This window comes from Azorhizophilus paspali (assembly GCF_043587585.2).
In the GTDB taxonomy this organism is placed as follows: domain Bacteria; phylum Pseudomonadota; class Gammaproteobacteria; order Pseudomonadales; family Pseudomonadaceae; genus Azotobacter; species Azotobacter paspali.
Window position 1 is genome coordinate 215,038 of record NZ_CP171449.1, and the last position, 16,527, is coordinate 231,564.

Below are 16,527 nucleotides of genomic sequence, written 5' to 3' on the forward strand. Positions count from 1 at the left end.
TAACCAAATGAGAACACCCGAGCCATGAACAAGTGTCAGATCCAGGCCCGGCTGATCGAAAAAGGCAGCAACTTCCGCCGTTTCGCCCTGACCCACGGCTACGAACCGCGCACGGTGACCCAGGCCGTCCAGCGCTGGGCCGGCGCCAGCACCCTGCCCAACGGGAGGCTAACCTTTTCCATCCTGCGCGACCTGTCGCTGGCGATCGGCGCCGAAGTGCTGCCGGGCATCCTGGCCGATGCGGATGATGTGGAGAGAATGCGACGGCCCACGATGACGGAGGAACCCTGACCGAAGGCGGACAAACCGCACCCGGGAACCTGACCGTGTGTCGTCGCGGCAAGCGGTATCCCGTCACGCCGGCGCGTGCCGGCAGGCCCTCCTCTGCCGAGCACGGGGCGCACGGCCGGACCGGATCGCAACCGCGACCGGCACGGCCACTGCCTGGGAAAACAACGTTACTAGCCGAGAAATGCCATGGAAAAGGCCATTTTCATCGAATTGAAACTGGAACCGAAACTGGCGGAAGCCTTGCTGCTTCATCTGCGCCAGGAGTTGCGCAGTGCCATCCAGCAACAATGGCATGCCACCCGCTACCTGTCGGTCCCCGAAACCAGCCGCTGTGGCGCCATACTTCAGGACGCCCCGCATCTCGCCGCGCAGAAGAAAACCCTTGGCGCCCTCAAGGCAGCCCTCGACCGGCCGCGCCGGGAAGCCTCCCTCTCAAGGTTCTGCACTTTCCCCTGGAAAAAACTCCAGAGGAACGAGGTCGATAGCGCCTCGGTGGACGGATTCGCGCACGATGCTTCCATCCTTGCAATCCATCGCGGGTGAATCCGCCCCTCCCTGCCAGCAAGCGGCCGAAGCCCTCGAAGGGGTTCCACACCCGCCTCTCCCGCGCCGGAGAGGCGCTAGGCGCCACCACGGCCGGAAGACGTCGCCCGAAGGCACTCAATACGGCAAGGCCCGGCCCGCCTCGCTGCCCGCCTCCCGCAGCTTCGTACAGTAGCGGCCGAAGTCGGGCGGCAGGCCTCTTTCCCGGAGAAACCCGATCATCGCGTAGTAGCAGGCGTTGAACAGCGGTCCGTCCTTCCAATCGGTCCCCTGGTGTTCGGCGCTGTCCTCCAGCCCCTCGATGAAGACGATCTCCGCGAACCCGGCGCCCGCCCGCCGGCACAGCGCGCCGCGATGCACGGGATTCACGTTCAGTAGGTCGCATAGATCGTCGAAGCCCAGGGTTTCGCTTATCCTCTGCCGCTCCCGCATCAGCCTGCGTCCGAAGCTCGCCAGGGCCAGATGGAGATCGTGCCGCGCGTCGCGCCGGCAGGTGCTGGCCTGCTGCTCCAGATCGCTCACCGCCAGCCCGGTGAACGGCAGAAAGACGCGCAGCCTGCCGGCCTGTCGTCTCAGGGCGCGACGCTCGGCGTCGATGGCTTCCAACTCCTGGGTGAAGGCCCGACAGAGACGGCGGATGGCGATCAAGCGGGTGCGCGCGCTAGCCGTCGGCCGGCTGGAAATATCGGCGAGAAGATACAGATGCTCGGCTTTCATGAAAACGACTCCATCCTGGATACAGGACTGTGGACAACATCCGGATCGGCTGCCAGGAAACTCCCGCAGCTCCCGTACGCTGCCTTGCGAATAGCGCAAGCCCTCCCTCCCAGTCTCGCGCCTCGTTCCGCTTTCGGCCAGTGCCGGCGCCTGCTGTCCGTCCGATCCGGCCGGCATGTCCACATGCGTTCGCATTCATGAGTACGGGCGGAATTCCGCCGTCCCGGACGAATTGGCCACCCTACTCCTGGCGACATTTCGCCACATATGGCTGAAAAATGCCGACCCATTGCTCCAGGACATGGATTTTTCGGCACCCTCCGAAAAATGGCATATATCCTGCCTTTCGAATCCTCGTGCGATGCGGACAGCCCCGCATCTACCGACGAACGCCTTCGAATGCGAAGGCCTGCGCATCGAGGAAACCATGCTCGGTCCGAATCGGGCATGACTCCAGGAGAAACGGCCCAGGACTGTCCTATGTTCCGGAACGACGCCCGGATAGGTGGCCGAAAGGCACGACGGTCAGGGCCGTGGCGAACAAGAACAACAGTTGATCCGGATGCGCCAGCTTTATCGACAGTAATGGCAGGCGCGCGTCGGCGATCCCGACCCGGCCATCGGCAGTGCGCGAACCAGTGCTCGCCGCAGCCTTGCGAAATCTATTCATAACTTCAACAGGTCCGTCTTATGAAGAAACTGTTATTGACCTTCTTGTGCGCCAGCATCGTCGGCTGCGCCAAGCAGGACGACGCGGAGAAGACCGTGGACGTCCTGCTGATCGGCGGCGGCATCATGAGCGCCAGCCTCGGCACCTACCTCAAGGAGCTGGAGCCCGACTGGACGATCGACATCTACGAACGTCTCGACCAGGTCGCCGAGGAAAGTTCCAACCCCTGGAACAACGCCGGCACCGGCCACTCGGCGTTCTGCGAACTGAACTACACCTCCGAGAAACCCGACGGCCATGTCGACATCAGCAAGGCGCTGGCGGTCACCGAATCCTTCGAGATCTCCCGGCAGTTCTGGGCCCACCAGATCGACAAGGGCGTGCTGAGCAATCCGAAATCCTTCATCAACGACGTGCCGCACATCAGCTTCGTCTGGGGCGACGAAAACGTCGCCTTCCTGAAGAAACGCCACGAGGCGATGCAGCACAGCTCCCTGTACCGCGGCATGGAGTACACGGAAGACCACGCGACCATCAATGAATGGGCGCCGCTGGTGATGGAGGGCCGCCCGGCCGACCAGAAGGTCGCCGCGACGCGCATGCCGATTGGCACCGACGTCAACTTCGGCGAAATCACCCGCCAGTTGATGGGTGCGCTGACCAAGCACAGCAACGTCACGCTGAACCTCAAGCACGAGGTACGCGACTTCGCGCACAATGACGATGGCACCTGGAACGTGACGGTCGCCGACTTGGCCAAGGGTGGCGAGGAGAAGACCGTCAAGGCCAAGTTCGTGTTCATCGGGGCCGGCGGCGGCGCGCTGCCGTTGCTGCAGAAGACCGGCATCCCCGAGGCCGACGGCTACGCCGGCTTCCCGGTAGGCGGCCAGTTCCTCTACACCACCAACCCCGAGGTCGTCGAACGCCACCTGGCCAAGGTCTACGGCAAGGCCTCCGTCGGCGCCCCGCCGATGTCCGTGCCGCATTTGGACACCCGCGTGATCGACGGCAAGCGGGCAATCCTGTTCGGACCTTTCGCCACCTTCTCCACCAAGTTCCTGAAGAAGGGCTCACTGCTGGATATGCCGCGCTCGCTGAGCACGGACAACTTCATGCCGATCATGCACGCCGGCCTCGACAACCTGCCGCTCAGCACCTACCTGATTGGCCAGTTGATGCTCAGCCAGGAAGAACGCATCAAGGAACTGCGCGAGTATTTCCCGCAGGCCAAGGCCGAGGACTGGAAACTGCTGACCGCCGGCCAACGCGTCCAGGTCATCAAGAAGGACCCGGAGAAAGGCGGCGTCTTGCAATTCGGCACCGAAGTCGTGGCCGCCGCGGACGGCAGCATCGCCGCGCTGCTGGGCGCCTCGCCGGGCGCCTCCACCGCCGCGCCGATCATGCTCACCGTGTTGGAAAAGACCTTCAAGGACAGGATCGGGACTCCCGAGTGGCAGGCCAAGCTGAAGAAAATCGTTCCCTCCTACGGCCAGAAGCTCAACAACAACATCGAGCTGACCAACAACATCCGCGCCATGACCAGCGAGCGCCTGCAACTGCGCTTCATGCCGGTCGAGCCGGAAGCCGCCGAGGCCCAGGCCGAGGCCACTGCTCCCCAACCCGCCCAGGCGGCCCTGTAAGGTCCGCCCCGCTATCCCCCTCGCCCGAGGGGGATATGCCTTTCCCTGCCCATTGACCGCCGAAGTCCTCGCCCTCCGGGAACGCGCCTCAAGCCACCCCGCTCTCCTCCAGCAGCGTCACTACGCAGCCCGGATCGAAGGCGATCCGCTCGCTTTCGTAGCCGCGCGGATTGGAAATCACCCGGGTACCGCCGAATTGGTAGTCGACCGGGTAATGGGTATGACCGTGAATCCATAGATCGAGGCCCTCGCCCATCAATTCGTCCCAGGCATTGACGAAGGCCGCGTCGAAGGGCGTGCCGGCATGGGGATGGCCGGCGATCGAGCGCAGCGACGGCGCATGGTGACTGATCACCACCGTCGGCCCGGCGAAGGGCTGCGCCAGCGATTCGCGCAGCCAGCCGTGGGCGCGATCAGCTAGGGCGGCGAAATCTTCTGCTTGCGATGCCCGCGCCCCGTCGCCCCAACGGATCTGCCGGAAGTCTGAGAGCCGCTGCTGCGCGACCTGCCGCGCCAGCACCGCCTCGCCGGTCGCCCGATAGTCGGTCCAGGCGGTGACGCCGAGAAAACGCACCCCGCCCAGCACCACCTCGTCGAAATCCAGCACCCGCACCCGCTCGTCCGCCGCCTCGCGCAGCCGCCGCCGGGTTTCCTCCAGGGCGCCGCCGTAATATTCGTGATTGCCCGGCACATAGAGCACCGGACAATCGAATGCCCGCCGCGCCCACTCCACGCCCCGCGCCCCGACGTCGATATCGCCGGCCAGCACCACCACATCCGCCGCCACCGGCGCCGGGGTGAAGGGGGAAAGCTCGTTGTGTAGGTCGGAGAGGATGTGGATGCGCATGGAAATGCTCCTCGAAGTTACGGCGAACTATGGACTATAGCCGGACGATGTTGCGAAGAGGTGGATAGAGATGGCGCAACGGCTCGGCCGGCAGCGCAGGCACCCGAAGAGCGGAAATCCGCCTCTGTCGCTGTCCGCCGGCAGTTAATCCGGCAGCGCCTCACACCCGCGTCCCCCGGCAGTCCGGGTACTTCGAGCAGCTCCAGAAGTGAGTGCCGGCCTTGCCGCCGCGCTTGACGGTGCGCCGCACCATGGGCGAACGGCAGAGCGGGCAGAGGCGGGACGAGGGTTCCGGAGCCGGACGGCCCGATACCATGGAGATCCAGTACTGCAGGGTTTCGCCATCGACCAGGGCGAGATCGCAACTGGCGGCGAATTGCCGGGCATCCTCGGTGAAACTTCCCGAGGTCACCACGAAGCCGCCCGCCGCTCCCTGCGCCGCGACCACCCCGTAGAGTTCGCGCACCACCTTGACTCCGACCTTGAGGGCGCGCCACTGCTTGCACTGCACCAGGTAGCGCTTGCGGCCCTTGCGCACGATGAGATCGACGCCGCCGTCCGGTCCGGCGGCTCCGGTTTCCTCGACGGCATAGCCCTGGCGGCGGAATACTTCGCCGACCAGGCGCTCGAACTGCTGCCAGTCCATCCCGTCGGAAACGGCTTTCGGGTTGTTCAGCGCCTTGCGGAATAGCCTGCCCCGCTTCCTGCGCCTGGCGCCGGACAGCAGCGCGCCAATGCCTAGCAGACCGGGTAGCAGGTACTGCCCGGCCCAGGCCGCGAACGGCACGAGCGGCTCCATGGCCTGCCACGGATCGCGATGCAGCTCCTGGAGCAGCTTTCCCAGAATCGCCGGATCGCCGAGCCCGGCTAGGCTGTCAAGGCTCGGCAGCGTGCCCTGTTCGGCCAGCGGGTGCAGGAACCACCAGGCGCCGAAGGCGGCGGACAGGCTCAGCCACCAGGGCAGCAAGGCGATGAGCCGGATCAGACCGGCGATGGACGAACGGCTTCTAAGAGGCAACAAAGGCTCCTATCAGGCGATGGTGCGCGGTGTTCAGGAGCCTTGCCAGGGGAATATGCGGGTCGGGCGGACAACGCTGCGGCGGTCCTGCCGCCAGTTCCCTGGCAGGCCAGGCAAGTGCTGGACTGAATCACGGTTAGCGGGGCGGAACGAAATCGGCTGCAAGATTACTGCAACATCAAGGCCATTGGCCATAAAGCCGCTCCGGGAGCGGATCGACCGCAGCCCTACCGGCGCAGCAATGCCAATTGCGTTTCCAGGCATTCGCAGTATCCCCGTTCGGTATGCAGCCCGCGGCACTCCCGCTGCCATTCCAGCCCCGAGACCCTGACCTACACCGGGATGCGCTGGCTCGTCCACGCCTACTGCAAGAAGAACCGCGCCTACCGCGACTTCGTGCCGGGCCGCCTGCGCGGCGCGCCGGAGTTGCTGGAAGCCTCGATCCATGGCCGGGACGAAGACGAAGGCTGGAACACCGAGATAACGATCCGGATCAAACCGGACCCGCGCCTCAGCGCGCAGCAGAAAGCGATCATCGAGAGCGACTACGGCATACGCGACGGGCACCTGGCGATCGCCAGCCGCGGCGCCCTGGTGCAGTACGTGTTGCAGTGCTTCCAGAGCGATACCGCCGAGATCGAACCCAGGCCCGCCGTCCAGCAGATCGTGGTGGCCAACCTCGAGGTACTCGAATGCTGGCTGTACAGATAGGTGCCAGCGCCCGCTTTCCGCCAGGCCTTGTAAGACATCGACCATGCGTGCGGTAGGCTGGAAGAGCTCTACCGCATGCCGGCCAAGTGCCAAGCGATTGAAAAGCGCGGGGCCTTTTGCTGCACCGCAACACAAGCACGGACGGAGTGCGATTTTCGACTGCTTGTCCCTTTATATGGAGGGGTTAATATCAACCCCACGTCGATGGAACGACGTCGGCTGACGGGGATGGCAGCCAGGGACATCGCAGGATAGCGATTCACCAGGATGGTGAACCAGGGAAGAGGGAAATAGACAAGGAGGCGGGGGTCACCCCGCCTCCTTTGTTTCGTTCGCAAAAAAGCTTCCGGCGCGGCTTTCACGTCGAAGCGCTGTTCTCCCCCCGCGCGCCGGCCTCGATTACCGAAATGCGCGGAAAGCCCCATACTTCTAGTGCGGGGATGAATAGCGCGGGAGGCGAAGCCTCCCTATAGCGGCCTCATCTGCTGCTCGTACTGCAAGAGGAGCGCCGCCGACGCTGCCGGCAAAATAGCTGGGGCTCCACAAGGCATTGCTCCAGTATGCCGGTGCGACCAGTTCAGGGTGTAGCTGCTTCATTCGGCGGCTGGATGCGCTCTTCAAGCTGTTCATCAGCTTCGAGAGAGCCACTGGGCCTGCTGTGCGTTGACCATCGCCATGTCGAGTCCACGGGGACACTCAATGGCTGTTAGCAGAGCCTTCTTTGTGACCTCCTGGTAGGTGATCTTCTTCGGATTCTTCAGCTTGAGTACCTGGGCCAGATGCCAGGCGATCGCCTCGCCTTCGCGATCAGGGTCAGTTGCCAGCAGAACCTCTGAGACAGCTTCTTTGCGCGCGCGAAGTCCGCTCACGGCCTTGCTTTTACCTGGCAAAACCGTGTACTTAGCTGAGAATGTATCAAGGTCAATTCCAAGTGACTTCTCGGGAAGGTCGCGGATGTGTCCGATACTGACTCGTACCTCGTACCTCGTACCTCGTAGCCTGAGCCAAGGTACTTCTGGATGGTCTTTGCCTTTGCCGGCGACTCAACAATCAAAAGAACAGTCATGAGCATGCGCCTAACGAATGACGTTGGGTGCATAGTTGTTGACTGGAGGTCAGCCGTTCAATGGAAAGGTCTTTTTCGGTGGAAGGGTAATTAATACTAAAGGGCTTCGCTTCGGATTAGATTACCTCAGATGATGCCCAGGTTTTTTGCTTGGCGGACTCAACCAGGTTCATCCTGCGGTGTCTTTACCCTCAGATATGCGGGTGAGATGGATTATTTACAGATCGAAATTTTTGATGCCGTAGTAGTCCAGCCTTACCTGGCAGGTCTTGCACGGACAAATGTAGAAAGTACCATCTGCCTTTCTAAGAATATAGCTATGCAAGCTCTTGTCTGGTGAATCAGGATCGGGGAACGCCGTATTGCCGATACCTAATAAACCACCTTGGCGTATTTCCATCACGTCATACATAATTTGCTTTTCTGCGCACCCCGCGTTGCCTACATGGCTCCCGCCGATAAATGAAACCTCGTCATCTTTATTACGAGGGCCAGCAGGTCTTGGTTGGGCAGGGCAAAATATGACTGGTGCGATAGAGCTCAAGCTGCTCTCTACAAAATTTTTAAATGCCTGCGAGCCTGCCCCGTATTCAAACCTCTTTCCCCGTCCATTGCTATATGTGAAATTTTGAGTCATTCCTGGCGACATCCCCACATACAAAACAAGCCCTTTAGCATCAAGGTACTGAGGAAGTGTCAAAGGGTTCACTAAGTCTGAGAGAGTCCTATACCCACACAGATGACACCGTTTTTTAAGTGTCCTTCAGATTTAGCCAACGCTTTCAACACGATAACTGAACGCTGTCCAACTGACTTTAAAATTGCACCATATACTTCCGTGAGAATCTGTGCGGTCTTGAGTATGCGTGGCATGTCTAAGCTTCCTTACAAAATTCGATCCGTTTGTTCTTCGGCGACCCAAAAACAATAGCTTGAGAGTCTTGGCTTTACCAAATTTCAGCGAAGGCGCTCCTGCAGGTGAGGGACGCCTCGCAGCCGGCGCAAACCGACAGCGGATCCCACTAATGGGCACCTCTAAAAACCCTCGCGTCCCGAGGGTAAACTCGACGGTTTGTTGATCCCCCGGAGCCTGCCGATGTTCAATCTGTTTGCCGACCAGGAGCGAGAAGCCAAGCTCGATAGCCTGGGCGACCCACTGGCTCTACTGGACAAGCATGTGGACTTTGCCGCCCTGGCAGCCGAGATCGACGCAGAGCGCCTCGCTCCAGCCGCGCCAAGGGCGGTCGGCCACCTTATCCAACAGAGCTGATGACGCGCCTGCTGGTGCTCCAGCAACTGTTCAACCTGTCCGACGAGCAGATGGAGTTCCAACTGCTCGAGCGCATGAGTTTCCAGCGTTTTGCCGGGTTGAAAAACGCCGGCCGAGTGCCGGATCGCAACACGATCTGGGTCTTTCGCGAGCGCCTGGTACAGGCCCACGTCGAGCATCGGATCTTTGCCGAGGTGCAGCGTCAGTTGCAGGAGCACGGCTTGCGGGCTCGCGAGGGGCAGATCATCGATGCCAGCATTATCCGGGCACCGATCCAGCACAACACGGCCGATGAGCAGGCCATGGTGAAAGAGCAGGCCGTACCGGTCGAATGGTCGCCCGCCAAGCGCCGGCAAAAGGATGTCGAGGCGCGGGACGAAGAAACACGGCAAGTCGTACTTCGCTACAAGCTGTCCAGACCCCGGAAGCGCTGGCTCCACCTAATCGGCTGGAGGCCGTCCATCCAGCGCAAGGGCCAGGCCGGCAAGCCGATCGGTGAACGGGACAAGGCACGAAACAAACGCATAGCCAGTCCCCGAGCCCGGGTCGAACAGGTCTTTGCCCAGCCTGGCCCGGATGGGCGGCAAGGCCGTGCGCGGCATCGGCCTGGCCCGGGCTGAGTCTGGTCTGACGCTCAAATCGGCGGTGTACAACCTGAAACGGATGAGCAGCCTGCTGGAAATGGCCTGATCCAGGCCTTTGGCCACGCTGCCTCGAGCAGCTTTACCATGTGAGCGTCAAGCCTGACGGGTAGCTCTGCTGCAAGCACGAGTGTATTTCATCGCTCAGCATGATTCGGATGGCGGTTTTTAGAGGTGCCCTAAAAGGCCGGCATTCCGGCTTTTGCGAAAACCAACCCCATGAATGCCCGCCGTCAAGCCGTGGACGCAGCAAGATCGCAAAGGGTGAGATTGGGGTGATGCGAGCGCCTGACGGCAGGCCAGAGCAGGCACCAGCGCCACGCTAAGGCACAGGGAAGTTATAGGTAGCCGATGGCCCGGCCTGATCCTGTTCGTGCCTGTTGCTGGTGGCCGATGGGGAAGGGGAAGGTCGAAACTTTCAGCCCTTGTACGCCTAGACCGTGCCCTGAAGTCTTTTTTCACGCCCGCGAAGTTAAAAAACCGGGAGTCACGCTATGGCTGAATGATGATAAATGGGGTGCTTCAACGCTCCGTGGGAATATCCGACGGCACCTCGGATAGGTAGGCGTGGCTATCGACGAAAATCCTCTCCGGAATGGGCTCGCCTCGCACCAAGCTCTTCAGTAGCCGATAGCTCTGGCGACCGATTTCGCGGCTCTCCATGCTCAGATAGGCTTGTACTAGGCCATCTTCAAGCAGCGGGCGCAGCGCTGTGTCGAACTCGGAAATAGCGATGATGATGGTCGGGGACGTACCCTTTGCCTTGAGTCTGGCAAGTAGTGGACCGAGTTGCCGGCGATAGATATCGGCGTGATGAACTGGCCAACTGCCAAGGCTGATGATGGTGTCGTACTGGTTGGTGGAGTTCAGCAGGGTGGTGAGCTTGAGCAACGCGCTCTCTTGATTATCGGTGTCATATAACGGGCAGCGATTCGGCTCGCTCCAGCCATTCTGTCCGTTCAGCCGGTCGGCTGCTCTACTCTCGGCTTGGTCACCGCGCAACTGCTGGCGAATGCCTCGCAGACGCTCCCGATGGTTGGTGTCCCGCGAGCTACCACTCAGGACGCACAGCTTTCCGCCTTGTGGCCTGAGGCGTTGGGCGAGCATGCCCAGTTGCCGGCCGAAGGCCAGATTGTCGAGTCCGACGTATCCCTTACGCAGATGCTGCTCTGCGGGTTCCAAATCCGAATCGAAAGTGATCAGTAGTGTCTTGTTTGCCCGTTTAAGGGCGTGATTGGCCAGCCACTTTGAATGGGTCACCGACAAGGCGATACCATCCAGACCTCTAGCGAAAGCCTGTTCCAGGGCTTTATTTTGCCGGCGAAAATGCGACGCCCCCGAAGCACCCAACAACAGGCAGGTATCGCCCTGGGCCTGGGCAGCCTCAGCGCAGCCCTTGGCGGCCGAGATGAAGAAATAATGATCAATCCGCTTGGCGACCAATGCGAACTGCAAGGGGTCAGCGCTAGCAAGGGGAGTGACCAGCAGCCCGCAGAGCAGGCCCGCCGCAATAAAACGAGAAGATCGTAATATTTTCAAATTGTGTCCCTACAAGTCCCGGCAGGCGAGCAAGCTACCGAAATTATCATGATTGTCTGAGGCAGTTGGAGCAGTCGAAACAGACCAACTAACCCGACTCGAACCAGCCGAGCCGAGACAGACCGATCTGCCTCACTGAGAGCAAACCGTCTCATTCCCCAGCGGGAGACGGATGGTCCAGTTGCGGGCCATGCTCAAACCGGCGCCGCGGCAGTTTCGGACATTGGCCGAAAACTCGGCTGCTCCAGTACATGCAGGCGTTGCAGGGCAGGCACCTGCTGGGAGGCCGCGCCGCATGACGACCTACACCGGACACCGCGTCGAGGACGACGAGGATTTCATCCTGGAGCAGCTTCTGCCGCTGATCATTGACTACGCCGGCGCCAGCGACACCCCCACGGAGGTAGTCACCTTTGCCGTGTTCCTGACCCTGGCGACCATCCTGCAAACCCAAGGGCTGAGCCGTGACGTGCTGGTGCGCGCCATCGACGCCGCCCGCTTGCAGCCCCATGAAATCCACAACGAACTGGAGGGCTTGCAATGATGGTCCAGACTTCTCGTTTTCGTGGAGGAGCCAAGGTAACCCAGCAGCGCCTGGACAAAGCAAAGCCGCCCGTAGGCGGCTCCGATCAACGCACAGGCAATCACGCCACTTGTAGGTTGCGCAGCACTTCGGGGTGTTTGACAGCTACGCGCAACAGGGTTTTGGCCGCCCCGGAAGGGGATCGCCGCCCTTGTTCCCAATCCTGCAAGGTGCGCAGGCTCACCCCCAGCAGTTCGGCAAACTCGGCCTGCGAAACGCCAACTTTGGCGCGCGCCTCAGCCACGGGCGTGAGTTCCACTTTCGTGGCTCGCGCCGCCTTGCCGGCCTTCATCTGCCGGACGGACTCCAGCAGATCGGTCTGGAACTGCTCCATTTCCTTATCCATGTTCGATTGCCTCTTTCAACTGATTCAGGAAGGCCACCGGCAGGTTGTCGAGCTTGGCCTTGATGTAGGCGATCAACAGCCAGATATGGCCATCGGCGAGCGCGTTGTAATAGATCACGCGCGTTCCGCCCCGCTTGCCCATCCCTGCCCGCGACCAGCGCACCTTGCGCAACCCGCCGGTACCGGGAATCACGTCGCCGGCCAGAGGATTGGCCGCCAGCCAGGTGATCAACGCCTCACGCTCACCATCGGCCCAGATAGCATTCGCATGGCGCTGGAATACTTCGGTTTCGAAGACGGTATACATGGCGAGAATGATACGGCTATGCCGTACGTACAACAAGCAAGGGATACTGCCCCAACTTTGAAACCGGGTGTTGCACGCGCCGGCCGCCAACGCTATGGTTCGCCCGTCACGGTCAATCCCGTGGTCAGTGGGCTTGGCCGCCCCAGTCGAAACTTGGCGCACAAGCGCCCCAACACTATTGCAGGCGCTTTTTTTGTGCTCGCAATGCCGTGTCATGGTGGGCTGTGTGGGGACACCTTCGGGTGTGCCGGGTTCCAAGTTTCCCGGTCGGCCAACCCCGCACAGTCCGCCACCATTCCCTGCTTGGCCGCAGGCGGTGGCGGTTCCAATCTCAAACTTGGAATACCACCCCATGAAGCACGACCCCGCCCTCAATCCGTCCGCACTCCGGCAACGCGCCGCGACGCATCGAGCAATGGCCCTTGCCGCCCTGCGCCGACTCCTCCCTGTTCGTCCGCCTGCGCCGCTACAACGCGCACATGGCCATCGCCCGCAGCCTGGACGCTGCAGGAGGTGCGCGGTGACCGAGGCCAGCAGCATTACCGTAACCATCGCCTATGCCGCGCTGGACCAGCTACGCGGTACCCGCGAGAGCATCGGCTGGCTGACCGCCCTGATGAAGGCCATCCGTGCCGATGTTGAGCATGGAAAGGGCTCCAACGTGGTAGCGCTCGCCAGCCTCGGCCAGCACGTTGGTCTCGACTGCGCGAGCCTTCTGGATGACCGCACCGCCGACCTGCAACAGCTTCTCCGGGCTCATGGCTTCGATGGTTTCGTGGTTCGTCAACAGGGCATTCCAGTCGGAGCGGATCATTTCGCCACCTCCTGCGCGTCCAGCTCGCGGCGAAGGTCGCTGGATTGCGTGTCCAGGTAGTTGGCGCAGTCGCTGGCCAGGTAGTGCCCCAGGGTGGCCAGATCGGCCACGCAGCGGCCTTGGTTGTGCTCGGCGTCGAGGCGGATGGCGGTCATCAGGGCGGACAGCCAGGTCGAATGCTCTTGGCCAAAGGCAATGGTGCAGATTGCTTCATCGGCGATGGCGTCAGTGGTGCGGACGATGGTGCTCATGCCACCACCCCCACTTCCAGGGCACGAGTACGAACCTCGGCGGCAAGCTGCTGCTCGACGTGCTTCTCAAGCGACGGAGAGCCGGCAGCCAGGGCCAGACGCTCTAGGTCGGCGAGGCTCAGGTGGGACGGAAGACGCAGATTGCCCAGCACGCGACCGGTGCTGTTGATCAACTGGACGGCGATCACAGGACCACCCCCTGAGCTTCCAGGGCGCGGGCGATGTTGATGTGGTGGTTGTAGCGGCGCAGGCGGACGTACAGGGAGGAATCGGCGCGCAGGGCGGCAAGGGCCATGGCGCGATGCGCGGCGGCGCGGGCTTTGGACGGATTGAGGGTAAGGACGTGACGTTGGGTCATGGGTGAAGCTCCTAGAGTTGAGGAGCCGCCACCTACCGCCGCGACGCGGTAACTGGTGGCGACTGTGCGCAGGTTCGCGGACCGGGACTCTAGGAACCCGGCAAGCCCGAAGGCTTCCCACGCACAGCCGCCATAACACGACACTGCGGGCACAAAAAAAGCGCCTGCAATGGGATGGTGGGCGCTGTAGCGCCTAGAGTTGATCGGCCCGCGACGGCCGGCCACGGGACTTACCGTGACGGGCGAACCGTAGCGTTGGCGGCTGGTCGGGTCAATACTCGGGCAATAAAATGCATATGGAGTTTGCTGGTTTTTCCAGCAAATAACATATACATTAAGATCATGATTACTTTCAGCCCTGCCAAGCGCGCCGCCAATCTCCGTAAGCACGGGCTGGATTTGGTCATTGCCGAGGAAGTGCTGGCCGGTTTCACGATCTCCCGCGAAGACACGCGGGAAGCCTACGGTGAACCCCGTCTGCAAACGCTTGGCGTCTACCGGGGCCTTGTGGTTGTGGTGGTGGTTCACACTCCACGCGGTGAGGCCGATCACATCATCAGTATCCGCAAGGCAGACACGCATGAAGCGCGCTACTACTGGCAACACCACCCCGGTGAGTGACCGGGAAGACCGCACAGACCTGAACCGTGTGCAGGCACTGGCGGATGACGATATTGCAGCGGACCGCGACAACCCGCGCACCACGCCCGATGACTGGGCCGGGGCCGTGATGAAGCGGGGCGATACGGTGCTGGGCCGTACCCCAGGGCGGCGCGGCCCCGGCAGGAAGCCGGCGAAGGTGGCGATACAACTGCGCCTGCCGCCGGACGTGCTGGAACGTTGGAAGGCCACGGGGCCGGGCTGGCAGACACGCATGGCTGAAGACCTGGCAAAGCATGCGCCTTGAGCCTTCATGGCGTCTGGCCCCGGCTGGCAGACCCGCATGGATGCCACCCTGGCGGACTGGCTGAAGACGCATTCGCCCGAGTAGATCGGCAACTTCAGGAGAGCGGCATGGCTATCAGACTCACCAGGTGGGACGTTATCGACCATCTCAAAACCGAGGAGGACATTGCGCTCTACCTTGAGGCTTGCATCGAGGAAGCTGGCGACGACGCAGAGTTCATTGCCAAGGTGCATGAGTCCGTTGCTCGGGCTCGGGCTATCAACCGCATTGGGGTAGGCGTAGATTCCCAGCCTGTCACCGGCGCCAGCCGGCAGGAATCTGGCTCCCCTCAAGGTTGAGCCAGTAGCGCGGGGGCAGCGATCTGCCGTGGCCCCGCGTTTTTCATTGTCCAGGCGCTGGCTAGCGCGTGTGGTGGCGAGCGGCATCATTGCAAGCCCTCCGGTTCGTCATGGATTTCGTGGGGCTGCAAGCGGGCGGCGTCGATGGCGCGCACCAGCACGTCACGGCCCAGCCCTCTAGCTTGCAGGACCGTCGCCAGGGCCAGGAGCACAGCGAAGGCGACTACCTCCGTCGGGGTATCGCTGGCACCAGCATGGTCGACGATCAGCGGCAGAAGCTGCTCCAGGATGAAATCCTCGTGGTCTTCTACGCGGTGTCCGGTGTAGGTCGTCATGCTGCGCGGCCTCCTTCCAGACGCTTGCCCTGCAACGTCTGCATGTACTGGCTCAGGCTGGCCTTGCGCTCGGCGTAGGGCATGCCGGTGCCCATCAGCGCCGTGTCGCGCAGTTCGACCAGGGTGACAAGCTCCAGCTCGGCGGCGCTCAGTTGCTCGCGGCTACGGCCAGCGAAAGCCCCGGTGATCGTCTCGTTGATAAGCCGGGCCTCGTTGATGAAGTGATGGCGCTGGGGCGTCTTGCCACGGGCCTCATGGTGGAGCGCCAGCGCATCGCACATGGCCCGGTAGCCGAGGGCAGCCTCGCGCCTGGCGCTCGCCCAAGGCTTCCCGTCACTTCGCAGCAGGGCGTCAATCTGCATGTCACACCAGGCGGCGAACTTCGGACTGATCCAGCGGGCGAACGCGACGGCCAACTTCGGGTGAAGCCACGTCCCGCCGTTGTTCCCGCGTCGGGTCTTCAAATATCCGGAATCACGGACATTTGAGATTGCGGACGGCCCATCATCAGGATGCTGGAGTTCGTCCAGGGCACGGACGTACTCCAGGGTTTCGGCGCTGTCGAGCCAGTTGCGCAGGTGCTTGCCGAACCGCTCGGCAATCTCGGTCGCATGGAGCCAACCCTCGGCGTTGAACCGTACCGGCTGGCCTTCGTACTCGAAGGGGATGATGCGTGCGTTCATGCCGTCACCTCCTTACGGCCCTTGGCCGGCTTGCTCAGCAGCGCCAGCACGGCACGGGCACGCTGGTGCTGACTCTCCGGCAGGCTGTAGCGGGTCACGTCGCAGGGAGCGCCCCAGCGGTTGGATACCTTCTCCGGCTGGCGCTGGAACTCCAGGCCGTACTGGTTCGCCAGCTTCGCCACGGTCGAGTTCAGGCAGTGGTCGCCCAGGAGTTCGGCCTCGAAGCGGTTCAGCGAGTTACAGGACACCAACATGTAGGCCAGGATGCGGGCGATCTTGGTCGGCATATCCACCAGCAGCACGTCGAGGCTGGCGCTGGCGGTGATAGACTGGCCTTGCAGCAGGCGGCTTTGTTCTTCGGGACGGGTCGCCTTTTTCATGTCAGGCCACCTCACGCGCTTCCAGGCGGGCAGCCAAGTACGCCTCGATTTCCGAACGCACGAAGTAGATGCGGCTGCGGCGGTTGTCGCCGTCCTTCAAGGGCTTGGGAAAACTTGGATCACGGGCGCGCAGCTTGTCCACGCCGGAGCGGGTGCGGCGCATCAGGCGCGCCACTTCGGCCATCGTCCACAGCTCGGGAAGGGCTGGCGTCTGGGTGTTATAGGGCGTTGCGGCGGGGTTGGTAGCGGTCACGTCGGTTACTCCTGTGTTG

General features: G+C 62.1%; 22 protein-coding genes and 4 pseudogenes. 9 read left to right on the forward strand and 17 right to left on the reverse strand.

Annotated elements, in window-relative coordinates:
- Nucleotides 1-24: 24 nt before the first annotated feature.
- Both ACGI6K_RS01150 and ACGI6K_RS01155 read left to right on the forward strand, forming a co-directional pair.
- Nucleotides 25-291 (forward strand): hypothetical protein, encoded by a 267-nt coding sequence (locus ACGI6K_RS01150; RefSeq protein WP_376945582.1) that lies wholly within the window; start codon nucleotides 25-27, stop codon nucleotides 289-291.
- A 186-nt stretch (nucleotides 292-477) separates the two neighbouring features.
- Nucleotides 478-834, forward strand: coding sequence for a hypothetical protein (locus ACGI6K_RS01155; RefSeq protein ID WP_376945584.1), 357 nt, complete (start codon nucleotides 478-480; stop codon nucleotides 832-834).
- Between the two features lie 117 nt (nucleotides 835-951).
- On the opposite strand, the gene ACGI6K_RS01160 is transcribed toward ACGI6K_RS01155, so the two are convergent.
- Nucleotides 952-1,551, reverse strand: coding sequence for a hypothetical protein (locus ACGI6K_RS01160; RefSeq protein ID WP_376945586.1), 600 nt, complete (start codon nucleotides 1,549-1,551; stop codon nucleotides 952-954).
- Nucleotides 1,552-2,241: 690 nt separating this feature from the next.
- Here ACGI6K_RS01160 and ACGI6K_RS01165 point away from each other — a divergent pair.
- Nucleotides 2,242-3,861, forward strand: a complete 1,620-nt coding sequence (locus ACGI6K_RS01165; RefSeq protein ID WP_376945588.1) for a malate:quinone oxidoreductase — start codon at nucleotides 2,242-2,244, stop codon at nucleotides 3,859-3,861.
- Nucleotides 3,862-3,949: 88 nt separating this feature from the next.
- On the opposite strand, the gene ACGI6K_RS01170 is transcribed toward ACGI6K_RS01165, so the two are convergent.
- Nucleotides 3,950-4,708 (reverse strand): metallophosphoesterase, encoded by a 759-nt coding sequence (locus ACGI6K_RS01170; protein WP_376945590.1) that lies wholly within the window; start codon nucleotides 4,706-4,708, stop codon nucleotides 3,950-3,952.
- Between the two features lie 160 nt (nucleotides 4,709-4,868).
- Nucleotides 4,869-5,726, reverse strand: coding sequence for a restriction endonuclease (locus ACGI6K_RS01175; RefSeq protein ID WP_376945592.1), 858 nt, complete (start codon nucleotides 5,724-5,726; stop codon nucleotides 4,869-4,871).
- 342 nt (nucleotides 5,727-6,068) lie between these two features.
- Here ACGI6K_RS01175 and ACGI6K_RS01180 point away from each other — a divergent pair, with 342 nt between their 5' ends.
- A complete protein-coding gene (locus tag ACGI6K_RS01180) occupies nucleotides 6,069-6,437 on the forward strand; it encodes a transcriptional regulator (RefSeq protein WP_376945594.1) in 369 nt (122 codons plus the stop codon).
- 429 nt (nucleotides 6,438-6,866) lie between these two features.
- Here ACGI6K_RS01180 and ACGI6K_RS01185 read toward each other — a convergent pair.
- The 3 genes and pseudogenes from ACGI6K_RS01185 to ACGI6K_RS01195 all read right to left on the reverse strand — a co-directional run.
- Nucleotides 6,867-7,085: pseudogene (locus ACGI6K_RS01185) on the reverse strand (transposase); the annotation flags it as partial.
- Nucleotides 7,067-7,414: pseudogene (locus ACGI6K_RS01190) on the reverse strand (toprim domain-containing protein); the annotation flags it as partial. The pseudogenes ACGI6K_RS01190 and ACGI6K_RS01185, both read right to left, overlap by 19 nt.
- Nucleotides 7,415-7,720: 306 nt before the next feature.
- Nucleotides 7,721-8,212, reverse strand: coding sequence for a hypothetical protein (locus ACGI6K_RS01195; RefSeq protein WP_377968977.1), 492 nt, complete (start codon nucleotides 8,210-8,212; stop codon nucleotides 7,721-7,723).
- Between the two features lie 366 nt (nucleotides 8,213-8,578).
- On the opposite strand from ACGI6K_RS01195, the pseudogene ACGI6K_RS01200 reads away from it, so the two are divergent.
- Nucleotides 8,579-9,463, forward strand: a pseudogene (locus ACGI6K_RS01200) (IS5 family transposase).
- 473 nt (nucleotides 9,464-9,936) lie between these two features.
- On the opposite strand, the gene ACGI6K_RS01205 reads toward ACGI6K_RS01200, so the two are convergent.
- A complete protein-coding gene (locus ACGI6K_RS01205; protein WP_376943242.1) occupies nucleotides 9,937-10,953 on the reverse strand; it encodes a substrate-binding domain-containing protein in 1,017 nt (338 codons plus the stop codon).
- Nucleotides 10,954-11,248: 295 nt separating this feature from the next.
- On the opposite strand from ACGI6K_RS01205, the gene ACGI6K_RS01210 reads away from it, so the two are divergent.
- Nucleotides 11,249-11,497 carry a hypothetical protein gene (locus ACGI6K_RS01210; protein WP_376943240.1) on the forward strand — a complete coding sequence of 83 codons (249 nt, stop codon included), beginning with the start codon at nucleotides 11,249-11,251 and terminating at the stop codon, nucleotides 11,495-11,497.
- A 100-nt stretch (nucleotides 11,498-11,597) separates the two neighbouring features.
- Here the strand turns inward: ACGI6K_RS01210 and ACGI6K_RS01215 are convergent, their stop codons facing one another.
- From ACGI6K_RS01215 to ACGI6K_RS01240, 6 genes are all read right to left on the reverse strand, one after another.
- Entirely contained in the window at nucleotides 11,598-11,882 is a 285-nt protein-coding gene (locus ACGI6K_RS01215; RefSeq protein WP_376943238.1) for a helix-turn-helix domain-containing protein, read from the reverse strand.
- On the reverse strand, nucleotides 11,875-12,189 hold the full coding sequence (locus ACGI6K_RS01220; protein WP_376943236.1) for a transcriptional regulator: 315 nt from the start codon (nucleotides 12,187-12,189) through the stop codon (nucleotides 11,875-11,877). Before ACGI6K_RS01220 ends, ACGI6K_RS01215 begins: the two co-directional genes overlap by 8 nt.
- Nucleotides 12,190-12,763: 574 nt before the next feature.
- Complete coding sequence (locus ACGI6K_RS01225; protein WP_376943234.1) at nucleotides 12,764-13,003, reverse strand: hypothetical protein; 240 nt, start codon at nucleotides 13,001-13,003, stop codon at nucleotides 12,764-12,766.
- Nucleotides 13,000-13,254: a hypothetical protein gene (locus ACGI6K_RS01230; RefSeq protein ID WP_376943232.1), complete on the reverse strand. Its 255-nt coding sequence runs from the start codon at nucleotides 13,252-13,254 to the stop codon at nucleotides 13,000-13,002. Before ACGI6K_RS01230 ends, ACGI6K_RS01225 begins: the two co-directional genes overlap by 4 nt.
- Nucleotides 13,251-13,442 (reverse strand): hypothetical protein, encoded by a 192-nt coding sequence (locus tag ACGI6K_RS01235; protein WP_376943230.1) that lies wholly within the window; start codon nucleotides 13,440-13,442, stop codon nucleotides 13,251-13,253. Before ACGI6K_RS01235 ends, ACGI6K_RS01230 begins: the two co-directional genes overlap by 4 nt.
- A complete protein-coding gene (locus ACGI6K_RS01240; RefSeq protein WP_376943228.1) occupies nucleotides 13,439-13,612 on the reverse strand; it encodes a hypothetical protein in 174 nt (57 codons plus the stop codon). Before ACGI6K_RS01240 ends, ACGI6K_RS01235 begins: the two co-directional genes overlap by 4 nt.
- Nucleotides 13,613-13,954: 342 nt before the next feature.
- Here ACGI6K_RS01240 and ACGI6K_RS01245 point away from each other — a divergent pair, with 342 nt between their 5' ends.
- From ACGI6K_RS01245 to ACGI6K_RS01255, 3 genes and pseudogenes are all read left to right on the forward strand, one after another.
- Nucleotides 13,955-14,233 carry a BrnT family toxin gene (locus ACGI6K_RS01245; protein ID WP_072432627.1) on the forward strand — a complete coding sequence of 93 codons (279 nt, stop codon included), beginning with the start codon at nucleotides 13,955-13,957 and terminating at the stop codon, nucleotides 14,231-14,233.
- Nucleotides 14,193-14,603 (forward strand): annotated as a pseudogene (locus ACGI6K_RS01250) (BrnA antitoxin family protein). Before ACGI6K_RS01245 ends, ACGI6K_RS01250 begins: the two are co-directional and overlap by 41 nt.
- A gap of 23 nt (nucleotides 14,604-14,626) precedes the next feature.
- A complete protein-coding gene (locus tag ACGI6K_RS01255) occupies nucleotides 14,627-14,857 on the forward strand; it encodes a DNA-binding protein (RefSeq protein ID WP_376943224.1) in 231 nt (76 codons plus the stop codon).
- 86 nt (nucleotides 14,858-14,943) lie between these two features.
- Here ACGI6K_RS01255 and ACGI6K_RS01260 read toward each other — a convergent pair whose 3' ends face one another.
- Genes ACGI6K_RS01260 through ACGI6K_RS01275 form a run of 4 tightly spaced genes read right to left on the reverse strand, consistent with a single transcriptional unit; the run spans nucleotide 14,944 to nucleotide 16,508 of the window.
- Nucleotides 14,944-15,192 carry a hypothetical protein gene (locus ACGI6K_RS01260; RefSeq protein ID WP_376943222.1) on the reverse strand — a complete coding sequence of 83 codons (249 nt, stop codon included), beginning with the start codon at nucleotides 15,190-15,192 and terminating at the stop codon, nucleotides 14,944-14,946.
- Nucleotides 15,189-15,875, reverse strand: coding sequence for a KilA-N domain-containing protein (locus ACGI6K_RS01265; protein WP_376943220.1), 687 nt, complete (start codon nucleotides 15,873-15,875; stop codon nucleotides 15,189-15,191). Before ACGI6K_RS01265 ends, ACGI6K_RS01260 begins: the two co-directional genes overlap by 4 nt.
- Complete coding sequence (locus tag ACGI6K_RS01270) at nucleotides 15,872-16,255, reverse strand: hypothetical protein (protein ID WP_376943218.1); 384 nt, start codon at nucleotides 16,253-16,255, stop codon at nucleotides 15,872-15,874. Before ACGI6K_RS01270 ends, ACGI6K_RS01265 begins: the two co-directional genes overlap by 4 nt.
- 1 nt (nucleotide 16,256) lies before the next feature.
- Nucleotides 16,257-16,508 (reverse strand): helix-turn-helix transcriptional regulator, encoded by a 252-nt coding sequence (locus ACGI6K_RS01275; RefSeq protein WP_376943216.1) that lies wholly within the window; start codon nucleotides 16,506-16,508, stop codon nucleotides 16,257-16,259.
- Nucleotides 16,509-16,527 lie beyond the last annotated feature (19 nt).